Origin of the sequence: Aliarcobacter skirrowii CCUG 10374 (genome assembly GCF_003544835.1) — a bacterium.
Lineage (GTDB): Bacteria > Campylobacterota > Campylobacteria > Campylobacterales > Arcobacteraceae > Aliarcobacter > Aliarcobacter skirrowii.
The window spans coordinates 707909-723357 of record NZ_CP032099.1 but is presented as its reverse complement, the minus strand read 5'-3'; the positions used below and the strand labels follow the sequence as shown (position 1 = coordinate 723357).

Here is a 15449-nt window from a genome sequence, read left to right as displayed (position 1 = left end):
AAACTATGTTAGACGAATCTATAATTAAAATAAATACTATATGTAAAGAATTAAAAGATGCGAAAAAAGAACTTGAAAATATAGTAGAAAATATAAATGATATTTCAAAAAAAATAGAAAAAATAGAAATAGATCCATCAGAGTATTATTAAAAATAACGAAAATATTAATGAGGTTTGACATATATATTTTTGGCTATATCAAGTAAACATGGTATAAAATGTTTGATCTGTCAACAGAATATAGGACACAAAATTTTGAACAGTCTCTCCCTGAATCTCTTACTTCTGGTACAGTTTTTACTGATGAAAAGCTTTTCCCCAAAAGAGTTGAATTCTTGAACATATGAAGTAGTCAAATTGACTACTTCTTCTTAGCTACATCTTTAATTGCTCTATAGATTGTATTACGAGCTACATGAAAAAACTTAGATAACCATTCAACAGACTTTCCTTTTTCATGCTGCTTGTATATAACAATTTTCTCTTTAGTATCCAGAATAGCTTTTCTGCCAAACTGAACACCTTTTTTCTTTGCAGCTTCAATCCCTTCTCTCACACGTTCATTTATTAAATCACGTTCAAACTCTGCAATAGCACCTAACATTGTGAATAATAGTCTACCTGCTGGAGATGTTGTATCAATGTTTTGATGTAATACTTTAAGATTTACATCTTTATTTTGTAAAAACTTTGCAGTATTATGAAGGTCTATTACGGACCTTGCTAATCTATCTAGTTTTGTAATATAAAGTACATCACCTTCTCTTACGAAACCCATCATAATTTTAAACTGTTCACGATTTGCTTCATTCTTTCCTGATCTTTTTTCTGAAAATATCTTTTCACAGCCTGCACTCTTGAGTTGATCAATTTGATTCTCAAGATTTTGGCTTGAAGTTGAAACTCTTGCATAACCTACATTCATAATAAATCCTTTGTATTGAACTTACTATTTATCTCATATATTGGAAGGAATGTAAAGTAATATCTATTTTCCTAAATGAACAGGTTGTTGAACTTGTTTTAATAATTCATCTTTTCGTGTCCTATTTTTTGTTGACAGATCATCCTAAATATAGAAAACAGTTTATCTGGAATGTCCCCTATAAACTAGACAATTATTAATCAAGCAACAACCTCTCACTTTTGGAACAGTTTTTAGTAAAAAATAGCCTGTCCCAAAAAGACTTGAATTGTGGAACATACTCCAAAAGGTACAGGTTGTTGAACTTGTTATTTTAAACTAGATACTTTTAAATTCTAAGTGTGAATTCATGTTAATACTAAGCTTTTTTATTTTTAGTAAATTGAAATTAAAAAATAATGTAATCAATCTATATTTTAAAAAATTTCTCATTTTCTGATAATTCAAGAATAATATTACCATATAAGATTTTCAAGGAAAAAAATTACAATTTACAATATAATTAATCTCTATGTGAGATTTAAGTATAATAATACAAATTAATAGGAGATTGTAGAATATATATGACGAAAGTACCTCAATTACCTTTTTTAGAACAAATACAAGAGCAATCTATTTCATATAATGAACTAAAAGGTAATGAACACAAAAAGAACCTTGGCCAATTTTTTACAGATATTAATATCGCTAAGTTTATGGCTTCTTTAGCAAATGTCAATATAAAGCAACACGAAATAAATATATTAGATTGTGGTTCTGGGAACGGTATTTTAGCTATCTCCTTATTACAAAGATTAGACACTTTAAACCTTTCATTAAATGTAAAATTACATTTATACGAGATAGACCAAGACATCATATATAGTTTAAAAAGCAATATAGAGATGCTCCAAAGCCATTTAAAGAATGTAGATCTATCTTTCACAATATACCAAGAAAACTTTATACTCAAAGATATTAATCAAAAGTTTGACTTTATAATATCCAATCCGCCATATTTCAAATTAAATAAAGCCTCTAACGAAGCGGTAAAGATGAATTATGTTGTACATGGACAGCCTAATATTTATATGCTTTTTATGGCCAAAAGTATTGAACTATTAAAAGATACAGGAGAGATGATATTTATTACTCCAAGAAGCTTTACATCTGGAAGCTATTTTAAAGCTTTTCGATGTTTCTTTTTGAATAATGCACATTTTGAACAAATCCATATTTTCAATACAAGAACAAAACACTTTAAAAGTGAGTCTATATTACAAGAAACGATAATTACAAAAATTGTAAAAAAACAAATAGATAAAGTAATAATTTCATCATCTGAGGACTCAAGTTTCAGTGACTACAATGAAATGAAAGTTGAAAATGAGCTAATCGTTGATGCACACGAACCAGAATGTGTTATTAAACTACCTCTTAATCAGTACGATGTTGATATTTTAAAAACATTCCATCGTTCAACTCAAACTTTACAGTCTCTTGGTTATGTTGTTTCAACTGGGAAAGTGGTAACTTTTAGATCTAAAGAATTGATTACTAATGAGCACACCAAAAACACTGTACCATTAATTTGGATGAATAACTTTAAAAATAAACAATTAGTGCATCCTTTAGACTTTGGTAAAGAGCAGTATATTAGCACAGATAATCCAAGTCTCTTAATAGATAAATCAAACTATATTATTATTAAAAGATTTAGTTCTAAAGAGCAAAAAAAGAGAATAAATATAGGTTACATATTTAAAGATAAAATTGAATATACCCAAATTGGATTAGAAAATCATTTAAACTATCTTTATAGAAAAGATGATGAAATGAGTAAAAAAGAGCTAATGATACTTGGAGATTTTTTAGACTCAGAACTAACAGACAAATATTTTAGAATCTCAAATGGTAATACTCAAGTTAATGCAACGGAGCTAATGAACTTACCGATACCAGATGACATATATAAGGAGCTAATAAGTGCAAGAAAACACAAAACAGAGAATACAAGATACGAAAGAACTACTGAGAAAATTCAATATACCAGAGCTTTATCTAACTGATTTAATGGCTTTAAGCTTTCTCTCTCTTTTAACACTCGATAGTGATAAAAAGTATAGTGCTGCAAGTAGTAGAATGATGAGAATACATGATATTTTGAAAAATATCAGTGATGTATTTGATATTAACTATGCAGAAAATAGCAGAGAAACAGTTAGAAAAAGAGTAATAAGAGTGCTAGAACAATCAGCATTAATTGAAAGAAATCCTGATGATCTAACAAGACCTACCAATAGTGGAAAAACTGTTTATCAAGTGGCTGATGAAGCTTTAGATATTGTAAAAAAATATCAAACTAAACAATTTGATAAAAAAGTTGAACAGTTTTTTAAAACACATACTTCGTTAAAAGAACAATATGCGAAAAAGAGAGACCTACATAGAATACCTTTAGTTATCGATGGAGAAGAGTTTACTTTATCCTCTGGAACACATAATGAGTTACAAGTAAGTATAATTGAGGATTTTGCTTCAAGGTTTGCTCACGGATCTAAATTACTCTATGTTGGAGATACTGAAAATAAATATATCTATGTAAATAAAGAAAAGTTAGAAGAGCTTGGTATTCCAATATCTGAAAATGATAAGCTGCAGCTACCAGATGTAGTTTTATATGATGAAACTAAAAATTGGTTATATCTTATTGAAGCAGTTACAACTCACGGCCCGATAGATCAAAAGAGAATTATTGACCTAGAAAAAATGTTTGAGAACTGTTCATCTGGCAATGTATATGTAACAGCATTTCCAGATAGACCAACTTTTAGAAAATATATTGCAGAAATTGCTTGGGAGACGGAAGTTTGGATCTCAAGTGAACCAGACCATATGATCCACTTTAATGGTGATAGATTTATGGGACCACATTAAAAATATAAAAATATAAAAATATAATATTTTCAATTCATTTTGAGAGGAATAAATACACTATGAAAGAGGAAGTTAAAAGATTAGCACCAACATATGATACATTGAGACAACTCTATACCCTTTCAGGTAACCAATGTGCATTTCCTAATTGTTTCAATATGATGTTTGATATGAATGGAAATTTTGTAGGACAAGTATGTCACATTGAAGCAGCATCAGAAGGTGGAGAGAGATTTAATCCTCATATGACAAATGAGCAAAGAAGGCATTACGATAATCTACTTCTTTTATGTTATTCTTGTCATATTGAAACTAACAATGTTCATAAATATCCAGTAAATGTTATGAAAAAAATAAAACAAGATCACGAACAATTATCTTGGAAATGGATGGATAGTGCTATAAAAAATATGTATAATTCTTTTGAAGATGTTACGAAAACTACAATTTCTAAAGATGTAACTTCTTTATCAAATCTTTATACTACTATTGATGGTCAAGATTACAGAAACAATAATGAAATATTAGTTGATGTAACAATTTTTAATAGAGAAATAAAAAAATTTATAAAAATGTCTCCTGATGCAGTCAATCTTTTTAAAATAGCTTTTGAGAGAGCTTCTACAGATAAAAGTAAATTAGAATGGGGACATGGTGATATGCTAATTTATTTCTGCTATGAAGAGTTATTTAGAACCATAAGAATAGAGCAAAATGACTATAATTCTATACTTGATGAACTTATACGGAATTATTTTATAACTTACGATGATGATGAAAAAATGTTTTTTATAATTTTCCCTAATTCAGAGTCTAATTTTTGGTTTTATATGAAAGAATATAGTTTTAAAAAGCCTGTAAACTTTGATTATGTATTTAGTAATTTCGATTTTACTTGCTTTGATTAAAAAAGTTATATCATAAATTTAATTAGGACTATGATATTAAAATGGTAAATGATTATCAAATATAAACATATGGCTCTTAGGGTGTATAAAAAATTGTATATAGATATTTTTCGCACTCTAAAAGTACCATTTTAAAGGGCTTTTTTACAAAAGGGAACAAAGTGATATCCTGTGCACCACTTAGTACCCTTGAATGAAATAAAAAAAGAATATTCTGAACCCTAATCACAGATCTTATTCCAGTGTGTCTTAACTGTCATGCAATGATTCACAGGGGACGAAAAACTATTTCAATTGAAAAAGTAAAGAGATATATTAAAGATGCAAGAGAAAACACATAACAAATTAGAGGAGCCAATCAAAAAACTTATGCTGGTTACTGATTATTCATTTTAAACGTTCCACAACCTCTTACTTCTTAAGCAGTTTTTACTAATGGTAAGCTTCTTCCAAAAAGAGTTAAAATTTGAAACATACTCCAAAAAGAACAGGTTGTTGAACTTGTTTTATAACTCATCTTTGTAGCAATTTTCTGTTTCTACTCCTCATAATATATTTAACATTTTGCAGTTTTATTACGATATCACCTTAAGATATATACATTATGTACTATTATCATCTAAATATCTACAATAATCATACATAAAAAGCATATCATAAACTTAAAATTTATTTAAGAAGTATCTCAGTTTCCAATGTTTTTTATAGTAATATTTAGAAAAATACTTTATTTATGTTGTTTGTAGGCATTTTGATATACAACACTTTTATGTATGTTATTTGTTCATTTTTAGGGTATTTTATATATAATGTATATTTAATAAATAGTTATGTATAAAAGGAGAATAAATGGCAGATTGGGTATTTAACCGCAATGGACAATCAACATTAATTCATGACAATGATTGTTTTAGAAATCGTAATGGTCAAGTAATAGCTTGGATATATAACGACAATATGTATTCACTTCAAGGACGACATATCGGTTGGTTTGAAGATGGAGTTCTCTATGATAATCAAAACAAAGCTTTGGGCTTTTTGCGAAACTCAACAGGGTATTTACCGAGTCGTCCTGGAATGAGTGGTACTCCAGGTATGCCAGGGTTTTCTGGTCGTCCAGGGAGACCTGGTTTGTCGGGTACACCTGGAAAGCCAGGAAGAAGTGGTTGGTCATCAAATGATTTGGCTAATTATTTCAATACTTAACAAAACATTGAAGAGACATAAATGCCATTAGAAACTAAAACTATAGATGAAGTCTTAAACTATTGTAAAAGAGATTTGCCACAAGAACATGATTGGTATATTCATGAGTTTGACTTTATTAAAGATCAAGCTTTACAAGAATCTCTTGCAAGAGAATTTTATACAGCCAGATACATTTATAAATTAATGGAAGCATTATTTTTAGAAGACTTTGAACTACATGCACATTTGAAGTTTCAAATTATTCAATATGCTTCAATCTATGAAGCTGTAATCAACTATTTACTATTAAATAATTTTAAAGAAGATGAGAATGTAAAGAAAATATCAACACATATAAGTCTTAGAGAAATTGCAGCTCTTTCAGGATTAACTAAGATTACATATGAAGGTAACAAAATCTTTACATGTCTAAAAAAAGAAACAAAAACTCCTTGGACTTCAATCCCTTTCCATGATAAAGTTGATGCTTCTGTAGATATAGGCTTTGTTAATGAAATTTATGCAGATGAAATAAAAAGTTTTTACACACTAAGAAATAGTATACATATTGAAGCTGCAGCCAAAAAAAACATTGAGTATGAAATTGAACAATCAAAACTTGCATACAGAAGATTGCGTCCATTTATTGATAATATAAAAGCGTTTCTCAATGCTGAAAATACATAACAAAACAGTGGAGCCAATAAATTACCCTACGGGCAATTCATCGGCTCATTTTAAACGTTAGATATATAGGAACTGAAATTGAAAACACAAATAAATATATTGAGACTAATAGCTCCTCCAATAACAAATTATGATGCTGAAAGACTCAAAGATGACAAATCTTGGAAAGAAGCATTAAGTAGTAGTAATCTTTATATGATTGTACAATGCTATGAAAGTTTTTTTATTTACAATGAAGATGAATTATTTGATAGTATCTCTAAATCATTTACTTTAAAATTAAAAATTGTAGTTGACAACATTGAAAGTAGTTTCGAAATAAATTTACGTGAGTTTGCAAATTTATATGATGTCAATCTTGAAAAAAGTAAAATATCTTTTGCTTTCAATAAGTCCACAATCATCTTTTCGGAACTTGAAATAGAGACGAATGAGGAAATTAGAATTATTGAGACAATGACACCAAAAATGGTTTTAGCATTGAAATCTTATGGATTTGATAGTTTATTTGTGAACTTTACAAATTTTATAAAATTAAATAGATATTATCTTCACTATATAGGAATTTCCAAATCACAGGATAGCTTTTCAAGACTGGTCGTAAAACCACATGATAAAAGACTTAGAATATTATCTAACGAAAATACTTTTGATAAAAATACTAGATTAACAGACGAGATAATGTTATTATTTTTTAAAATAGAACCTTTTAGAATACAAATAGTTAATAATACTATTGATAATAGTTTAAATTATACTAGACTAATATCAGATGCAGAAAAAGCATTTATTTCAATATTAAATAGTGATTATAACAAAATAAAATATAAAGACTACCCTAAAACAAATGATGGATTATATAATGATAATTTCACTGGCTATAGTTATAAGCTTGGTAATCTGTTAACATTAGTTACAAGTGATACAACAATTACAGGAGATATGTTCTCTGAATATAATCTTATGTGTGAGAATGCTGATACAATAATGATTCAAGGTGATAGTGTTGAACTAATATCTAACAACAGTGGAGAGAAATAAATACACTAAGGATTAATATAAATGGGAAGGGATGTAACTTTATACCCCAAAAAAGCTACAAGAGATGAACTTAAAAAATATCTTGAAGATTTAGGTTTTGAAAAGTGTGGACACTTTTGGGATTGGCCCAAAGGAACCATTAATTATTCATGGTTTGACTATGAAGATTTTAAATCTATAGATGGTGTTTCTGCAGATATATTTCCTGTGTCAGATGATGAATTGAGTATCACCGGTAATGAGTGGGCTCTTCACGTTCGTAATCTTTACAGTGCAAGTTGGCACGATGTTAAGATGTTTAATAATGTCCTAAGAGGAGCAAGAAAGCTTTTCGGTGGTACGTTGCAAGGTGATTATGGAGCTAATCGATATGCTCAGTTATGGGATGATAAAAGCACACCAATAAGTAGAGGAATTACAGCAATATATAGCCATGTAAGGCAAGAAATTTCGGCTGTCAAATTTGCATTACCTGAACCATCCATACAACAACTAAAGCCTGCAGATGGGAAAATTGATGACTTTATAGAATATACCCAAACTCTTGATCCTAGTAGAGTTATCTACAATGGGCTTGTACCTTTTGCTGTTTCAATGTTTGAGTTTTTTTTCTCACAAGCATTTCAGGTGCTAATAAAATATGATCCAGTAGCACTTAAAAAACGTGGAGAACATAGGCAAAAACTAGACTTTGAAACATTATTAGAAGTAGAGAAAAAAGATGCAACTATTGAAAATATTATTGCTCGAAATTATACATTTCAAAATCTTAATCAGCTAAACAAGGCCTATAAAGAGTGGCTAGGTATCGATGTTAGAAACATCCTCTACAAAAAGAAAAAAATAGGAAGATCTGTAACTTTTTTGGAAAATCGTATTTCTGAAATCATTGAATATAGACATGGCATCATTCACCATTTTGCTATTGATCGTTCTTTAACAAAAGAAGGGTACGTTCATATGTTAGAAACAATTGAAAAAGGAATAGAGGAATTTATTTTATTTGTAGAAAAGAAATACAACTTTAAAATGGATGAGCATGCCTAACCCATATAACAAATCAGAGGAGCCAATAAATTACCCTGCGGGCAATTCATCGGCTCATTTTAAACGTTAATTTACTAAACCTCTTATTTTTGGAACAGTTTTTATGAAGGGAAAGCTTGTCCCAAAAAGAGCTGAATTTTTGAACATACTCCAAAAGGTACAGTTTAAGATATAACTTAATATTACTTCTGAAAGTCATACATTTCACCATTTTTTATAAGCTTCTTTGTATGAAAATATTTATTAGTCTAAATCCATAACTAATGGATAAAGAGACATCAAACTACCTATCGCTTGCTGTAACTCATCACTCCAAATTTGTAGTTCCTTCATATTTAATTCATCTTTATCTTCGAATATAGAATCAGGATAGAGGTGAGTCCAAAAATTACTTAATTCAGAAACTACATCAAGATAAATATCATTCTCATTTTCTGATTTTTCTTTAATATATTCTTGTAAAACAGTTAATTTCTCGATTACAACGTTAATCGAATCATTAATAACTATATTGATATTTTTTACATAACTAGTTAACACTTTTTTCCCATAGTTTAAATTATCTGGAAGATTCTTTAAGTCTTTGATATGAGAAACATATCTAAATAATTTTGAAGTCAAATCAAAAATTTCATTTATCATGGTTGCTGTAGATGAAGAGAACTGAGATAGTTTCAATAACTCACATTCACTTTTAGATAGTTTTTTTGGTATATGTTGAAGAGGATTAATTTCTTCTTCATTACTAGATAGCAAGAAGTGATTTGTTGGCATTGGAATGATAAAATTATTAACAGTATAAGTATTTGCAATTGGTATAAATAAAATTCTTTTCCAGTACCATTCCAAAACAGTTTTGGCAAATGGAGTTAAATTATGTATATATTTACTAGTCTTCATTATAGATTCAAAACAAATGTACCAAGCTTGTAAAGCAGAATCATTTTCAACTTTAATATATAGGATATGGTTGTTTTGTTTATCAGGATCTTTTTCTAAAAAAGAAAATTTTGTTCTTGTCTCATTTGTATTTAACAATAGAAGTACTTCATTTAATAAGTTCTTTTTTCGGTCTTCAAATCGTTTTGTTAACTCTTTTTGAGCTCTCTTTGTTTTGATGTTAGGGTTGTGAGCAAAAAAATACCATAATTGTCCGAGTCGTTCAATTGTTAACTTCTCTTGATTCTTTAAATCTTTATTGAGTTTATATTCAGTTAGTTCAGAAAAAATGTTATCGAATTCTTTTTGTAAAACTGGAATATTGTTAATACTTTCTAGTAAGTTAATCCATGATAGATGTAAATGATTAACTGGAAAATTTTGCATTTCAAATTTTTGAATTAAATTATTACGTTCTTCTGATGATAGTTTTCCCGTGAAAGCATTAATATCAAATACTGAAGCAGCTTGTAAAAAGAAATTTCCTAAATTTGTTTTATAGTCTCTAAGTACTTTTTGAATTGAAGCATATCTTTTGATTGAAAGATTAATATTATTGATTTCAATAGATCCTTTGATGAAGATTGAATCTTCATCAAAAAATCCCCATTTATCCACTGCTGTGATTGGTAAAAGTATTTGCTGTTTTAAAGTAGAATCTAATTCGTTCCATTTCTCTATGGCTCCTGATTTACGTAGTGGATCGATTGCTTGTTTATTATGAAAATATTGTTCTAGTAGACTTATGGTTATTTTTAAATATTCTAAAATTTTCTGACGTAACATCATTACATCTTCAACGTAATCATTCCAAGTTTCTGGTCTAAAAAAATTATTAGTTATTCTGCGAAACATTGCATTTACTTCTACAAATTCTTTAGTATGAAGATTTTCAACAGGAATACTTTTTACACTTTCATCATGATTAATCATTTCAGAAAGTAGATGTCCATATCCTTGAGATGATATAACTTTTTTTTCTGGAAATAATTTATGTAAGATGTCAATAACTGCCATTGTTTTAGCATGAACAATATTTTCTTCATCATCAGAATGTTTATTGTCTTGGTCTATGGTTAAATCAAAAGTTAAAAAATGAGCTTTAATATTTTCTTCCGTCTCTTCAATACCAATTACATTCTCTTTTTTACATAAACGTTCTAAAATTATTTTTCTATTTAAACTTTGCCATTTTAAAAATGATTTTGGATATGCAAGATATAAGGATGTAGCAAAATGACTAGCTATTTTTATAGATTTTATTTCTGCTTGTTCAAGTGTATTTTTGTCTATAAAAGATACATCATTTATAATACTACATTTACAAAGCCATAACATCGTTTTAGATAGAGCATACCATTCTTCATCTTTTTTTGGTGTAAAAAGTTCTTGTGGAAGGTCTTGCAAATATTGTGTTAAATAGTTAAGTTTGAAATTAGCTATTTCAAGATGATTGCGTATTTCAATCCATTTTAAGCGTCTTTCTTCTGGTATTGGTAAACTAATTAAATCCTTCCATGAATCATTGATAACATTGGCTATATCAGCTCCTAAAGTAAGAATAAAATGTCCTTCTGCTGTATTAAAAATTTCTTTAATATAGTCTAAATGTTCTTCAACGAATTCTTTGACTGAAAGCCAAATTAAAGCCTGAATAATTTTTTCAATGGAAATCCAATTATTTGGATTAGATAATAAAACAGTAGAAAAAATTTCTTCTCTTTTGTCAAAATGATTTATAAATGCATGAAGCAAAATTATGCCAACATCTTCATCATGTATCAACGGCCATATTATTTGAAACTGCTCTATCCAAGGGGCATATCCTTCATCAATTAATATCTCTTCTAATATTACTGAACGTAGAGGATGATAAGCTTCTATCCATTGTTTTGAATCATCAATTCTAAGAAAATATTCAGATTCAAGTCTTTTAAATAGTATTTCTGGAACAATTTGAAAGTGCTGAATTGTCTTTTTCACATTTATTCTAGCACCAGATGCAGTGGCAACTGCTATGCATCGCAATATAGAGATTATATGATTATTATTTTCATCTATTAATCTATCAATTTGAGATTGTAAACGCTCTTTAAGTCTTCCACCTTGAGTAATAAGATAAACAAATTCAAGTAGAGAACCTTTGCTTCCAAATGCATTCCATGCATCTGTAAAATTAAGATAATGCTTTATTGATTGTTTATGAAATAAAATTTTGAAAATTTCTGTAGCTTCTTCTTCATCAAATTTTAAGTCAATATCATTAAATGAAAAGTCTACCCCAGTTATATAAGATTTTTTCCAGTCTTCTTCTCTAATTGTAATTAAAACTTTAATATTTGAATAGTTTGACAAAGATTGTACAAGCTCTTCCCAACCACTATCGTGTGGAGAAACATCCATATATACAAGAATTGAAGTATCTAAAGCATTTGCATGTTCTGAAATAGCTAAAGCACTCTCAAGTGCATCAGTTCTATTCTCTGTTAATTTTATTTCAAAACACCATGATTCAGGATAAAACTCATGTATATATCTGTAGGCTAATGTACTTTTTCCCTGTCCTGAAGCACCATGAATAAAAAGTATATTTTGTTCAGAATGTAGCTTTTGCATCCAAGTGAGTTTACTTAAACGTTTGACATCAAGATTTAAATGGATATGTGATATTTTTGCTGATTCACCTTGATAATATGAGATGGCTAGTGACTCTTTTTGTTTTTCATTAATTTCTAAAAATTCTATAGGTTGTATTACTGAAAACCATTTTTTGTGATAAGACTCTCTTCCTTTTAAAAACTTACTAATATTTATGATTTTATCTTTCAATATACTTTGGTTTATCATCCCTTGTTCTTCAGAGAAGTCATATATCCATTTAGTTAGTAAGTCAAATGCATGGTCTTTATTTATTCCGAGTAATGAGTCCTTTAAAACATCATCTATATTTTGATATATCTCTTTTTCTATTACTACCATCGTTTTCATTGAATTAAAAAGATTTTCTAGTTGATTTTTATTACATTTGAAATTCTCTTTACTCAATAGCTTATTAATGACATTTTGTCGTTCGACCCCATCTTTATTACAAGCATTTTTTAGTTCTATTCCAATAGGTCCAAATTTAACAATATAAATACAGATATCTGGGTTAGTTGATTGAAGGTGAACAAGTCGTTCAAAGAAAGAGTTTTTAAAATCACTTAATGAAAGAGAGTTATTACCACTTTTTACTTGTATGGCTTCAATAAGTTTTTTATTATTATCAAATATAGCAAGATCTTCAGCTCCTTCAGGCTGGAAAGTATATGAATGAGAAGATGTAAATATTTTATATAAAGCATATAAAGCCTGTAGCCTAAATCCTCTATATGTATATGTAGCATTATCTGTAGAAATCATAAATCTCCTTATCTACGAAAGTATAGTATACATCTATTTAAAACCTGTGTTTATTAACAAAAAAAATGTTCTAATTGAAATGTTCACTATAGATTTGATGAACTTTATATTGGAATGTCCCCCCTATAAAGTAGACAGTTTTATTTATTCAAAAAACTCTTATATTTGAAACACGACTTTAAGTTTTGGTTAAAAGTTCCAAAACTACTTACTTTTGGAGTAGTTTTTACGAATGGAAAACTTGTTCTAAAAAGAGTTGAATTTTTGAACATACTCAAAAAGGTACAATTAATTGATTTGAATAAAAATGACATTCACTGGTATATTTTAATCAAGATAAATATAGGATCTTAGTTAAGTGAAGATAAATATTGTACTATTCAAAAAATCTTTGATTTTTATTTAAAAGAAGACAGTAGATACAAATACTAAGAGTTAAAGAGATATCTCATATAGAGTATCTCTTAAGTATGTCTATAAACTCTTATATTTGCCCATGGTGCAATCTATTTACAATAAGTATATCTTCGTATTGTTTACTTTTTTTAAGTATGTCTATTACCTCATAAAACTTATGAGCAATATTTTTATCTATGCAAATAGATAGAGCTTTGCTGTAAAAGCACATACTCCCATTATTTGCTATTTTAATAGAAGAACCCGTTGATGAGTTAAATATATTTCCAAAACTATTCTGGTTTGAGGTGATTATTGACTGAAGTTTATCTAATATTTCAAAATCTATATCAAAATCTATATCAGTGTTATCCTTTTTGTAAGAAATCGAGCATTGAAGTCGTGCCCTATTTTGTTCTGTAATTTTAATTACAAAAGGGTTATCTTTCTCTTCAATATAGCAACCGGTAAAGAAGTCGTACTCACTAATGAAATTCTTATTTCCTCCATATTCAATAATTGAATTTGGATTTAAAAGCAAGGGGAGTTTATCCTTTTCAATAATATATTTTAGGGCGGGCCAAAAGATATTAAGAAAATCTGAGTTGACAACCTGGCGTATATTGGAGAATTCAAGAAAATTACAATTATTGGCTAATGTTTGATAGCAAAGTTGCTTAGGAACTCTTAGTGAAAACTCTGCAAGTGTATGATTGCTAACTACATCTTTATCAAACATCTCTATATCTTCTTGAATGGCATCGAGTAAGTTACTGTTTTTTGACTCTAGTTTACTTTTAAAATATCCAGTATATGATTCTTTAAACTTTTCAAGCTTTGCTACTTCTTTTGCAATTTTTAGTGCAGAGACGACAGACTTTGAGTAGACCTCTTTTTTACTATTCCCAACTTGAATATGTAGTATATCAAGAAGATCGCATATAAAAGACTCTGTAATTGAGTTGGAAATTAAAAAGCTATTTGGATTTTGATAATAATCCATAAGTACCACTTTTATTCTATCTTTTACTCCAAAGTGGTCTGTAAAGGATGCATATGGACAACTGCCTTGTCTTGGAAAATCATCAGACATATTTTTTAAACATTCGTAGAGTGATTGTTCTCTGTTTATAATAAACTCATCCATGAAAAGTATTTGTAGTTTTTGATTAGTTGCACATATCATGTAAATATGGTCATCTAAATTTTTACCATAAATATCGTTTTTGTATGCAGCTTTTGCACTTTTAATCAGTTCCTCACCTATAGTGCTAAACTCTTCATATTTTTCACCCGTTAAAAAACGTATAGTCTCTTTACTGCTTACAACCCTTGGACCACCATCATAATCGTCATCTATTTCCATATGGGTTTCAACATATTGAGTAACAATAAATATTTTGCTCAATGTTGCTGAAAAATAGTAGTAATCTTTTAGATTTGAATTTTTATTAATAGCGTACTTGTATAGATTATAAAGTGTTTCATAAGTAAAACGCTTCTCTTCTTGGTCTTCTTTAATAAAATGGTCATAGATAAATCCGTCCATACGTGTATTAGCTGGTGCCAAGTGTTTGTATGTTTCAACAATAATACTAATTTGTTGAGAGTCACTGATATTGTTCTGTTTTGAAAATCCCTTAACAATATCTAGGCATGACTTAAAAATACGTGTTGTAGAAGTAGTTTCTTTTTCGCTCATAGTGGTCCTTTGTTATTCATGTTACGTTAGATGTAACAGTTACGCTTTGAAAAGTATATCAAAAATAACAAAGCTTTTCAAGAGCAAGAGTAACGCCTAAAAAAGAAGGCTAGTATCATTTTCCAATATATCAAAGAGTGAGTATATAACTAATATTAGGTGCTTTAGTTCCCTCTTTTTGAACAAAGTAACTCTTTTAAATCTCTTGAGGCAGTGGCAGAAGAAGTTTTTGTGATAGCTGATAGGGATACAGTAATGAGAACACAAAACTATAGACCATCTCTTCCCTTAACCTC

11 protein-coding genes are annotated in these 15449 nt (G+C 28.7%); 8 read left to right on the top strand and 3 right to left on the bottom strand.

From position 1 onward, the window contains the following. Positions 1-5: 5 nt before the first annotated feature. Entirely contained in the window at positions 6-152 is a 147-nt protein-coding gene (locus tag ASKIR_RS10245; protein ID WP_164966875.1) for a hypothetical protein, read from the top strand. A 211-nt stretch (positions 153-363) separates the two neighbouring features. Here ASKIR_RS10245 and ASKIR_RS03835 read toward each other — a convergent pair whose 3' ends face one another. Then, a complete protein-coding gene (locus tag ASKIR_RS03835) occupies positions 364-927 on the bottom strand; it encodes a recombinase family protein (protein ID WP_066388414.1) in 564 nt (187 codons plus the stop codon). A gap of 563 nt (positions 928-1490) precedes the next feature. On the opposite strand from ASKIR_RS03835, the gene ASKIR_RS03830 reads away from it, so the two are divergent. From ASKIR_RS03830 to ASKIR_RS03800, 7 genes are all read left to right on the top strand, one after another. Beyond that, positions 1491-2975: an HsdM family class I SAM-dependent methyltransferase gene (locus ASKIR_RS03830; protein ID WP_115588514.1), complete on the top strand. Its 1485-nt coding sequence runs from the start codon at positions 1491-1493 to the stop codon at positions 2973-2975. Further along, positions 2893-3843, top strand: coding sequence for a BsuBI/PstI family type II restriction endonuclease (locus tag ASKIR_RS03825; RefSeq protein ID WP_115588513.1), 951 nt, complete (start codon positions 2893-2895; stop codon positions 3841-3843). The genes ASKIR_RS03830 and ASKIR_RS03825 overlap by 83 nt, the downstream gene beginning before the upstream one ends. Positions 3844-3902: 59 nt before the next feature. Continuing rightward, positions 3903-4751: a hypothetical protein gene (locus ASKIR_RS03820; RefSeq protein ID WP_115588512.1), complete on the top strand. Its 849-nt coding sequence runs from the start codon at positions 3903-3905 to the stop codon at positions 4749-4751. Between the two features lie 849 nt (positions 4752-5600). Then, positions 5601-5957 (top strand): collagen-like triple helix repeat-containing protein, encoded by a 357-nt coding sequence (locus ASKIR_RS03815; RefSeq protein WP_115588511.1) that lies wholly within the window; start codon positions 5601-5603, stop codon positions 5955-5957. Between the two features lie 21 nt (positions 5958-5978). Continuing rightward, complete coding sequence (locus tag ASKIR_RS03810) at positions 5979-6626, top strand: hypothetical protein (RefSeq protein WP_115588510.1); 648 nt, start codon at positions 5979-5981, stop codon at positions 6624-6626. Positions 6627-6704: 78 nt separating this feature from the next. Beyond that, positions 6705-7667, top strand: a complete 963-nt coding sequence (locus ASKIR_RS03805; RefSeq protein WP_115588509.1) for a hypothetical protein — start codon at positions 6705-6707, stop codon at positions 7665-7667. Positions 7668-7688: 21 nt separating this feature from the next. Then, a complete protein-coding gene (locus ASKIR_RS03800) occupies positions 7689-8714 on the top strand; it encodes a hypothetical protein (RefSeq protein ID WP_115588508.1) in 1026 nt (341 codons plus the stop codon). A gap of 243 nt (positions 8715-8957) precedes the next feature. Here ASKIR_RS03800 and ASKIR_RS03795 read toward each other — a convergent pair whose 3' ends face one another. Both ASKIR_RS03795 and ASKIR_RS03785 read right to left on the bottom strand, forming a co-directional pair. After that, the gene (locus ASKIR_RS03795) at positions 8958-13055 is read right to left on the bottom strand and encodes a hypothetical protein (protein WP_115588507.1); all 4098 of its coding nucleotides are present in this window, start codon (positions 13053-13055) and stop codon (positions 8958-8960) included. 484 nt (positions 13056-13539) lie between these two features. After that, the gene (locus ASKIR_RS03785) at positions 13540-15153 is read right to left on the bottom strand and encodes a hypothetical protein (protein WP_027390948.1); all 1614 of its coding nucleotides are present in this window, start codon (positions 15151-15153) and stop codon (positions 13540-13542) included. Positions 15154-15449 lie beyond the last annotated feature (296 nt).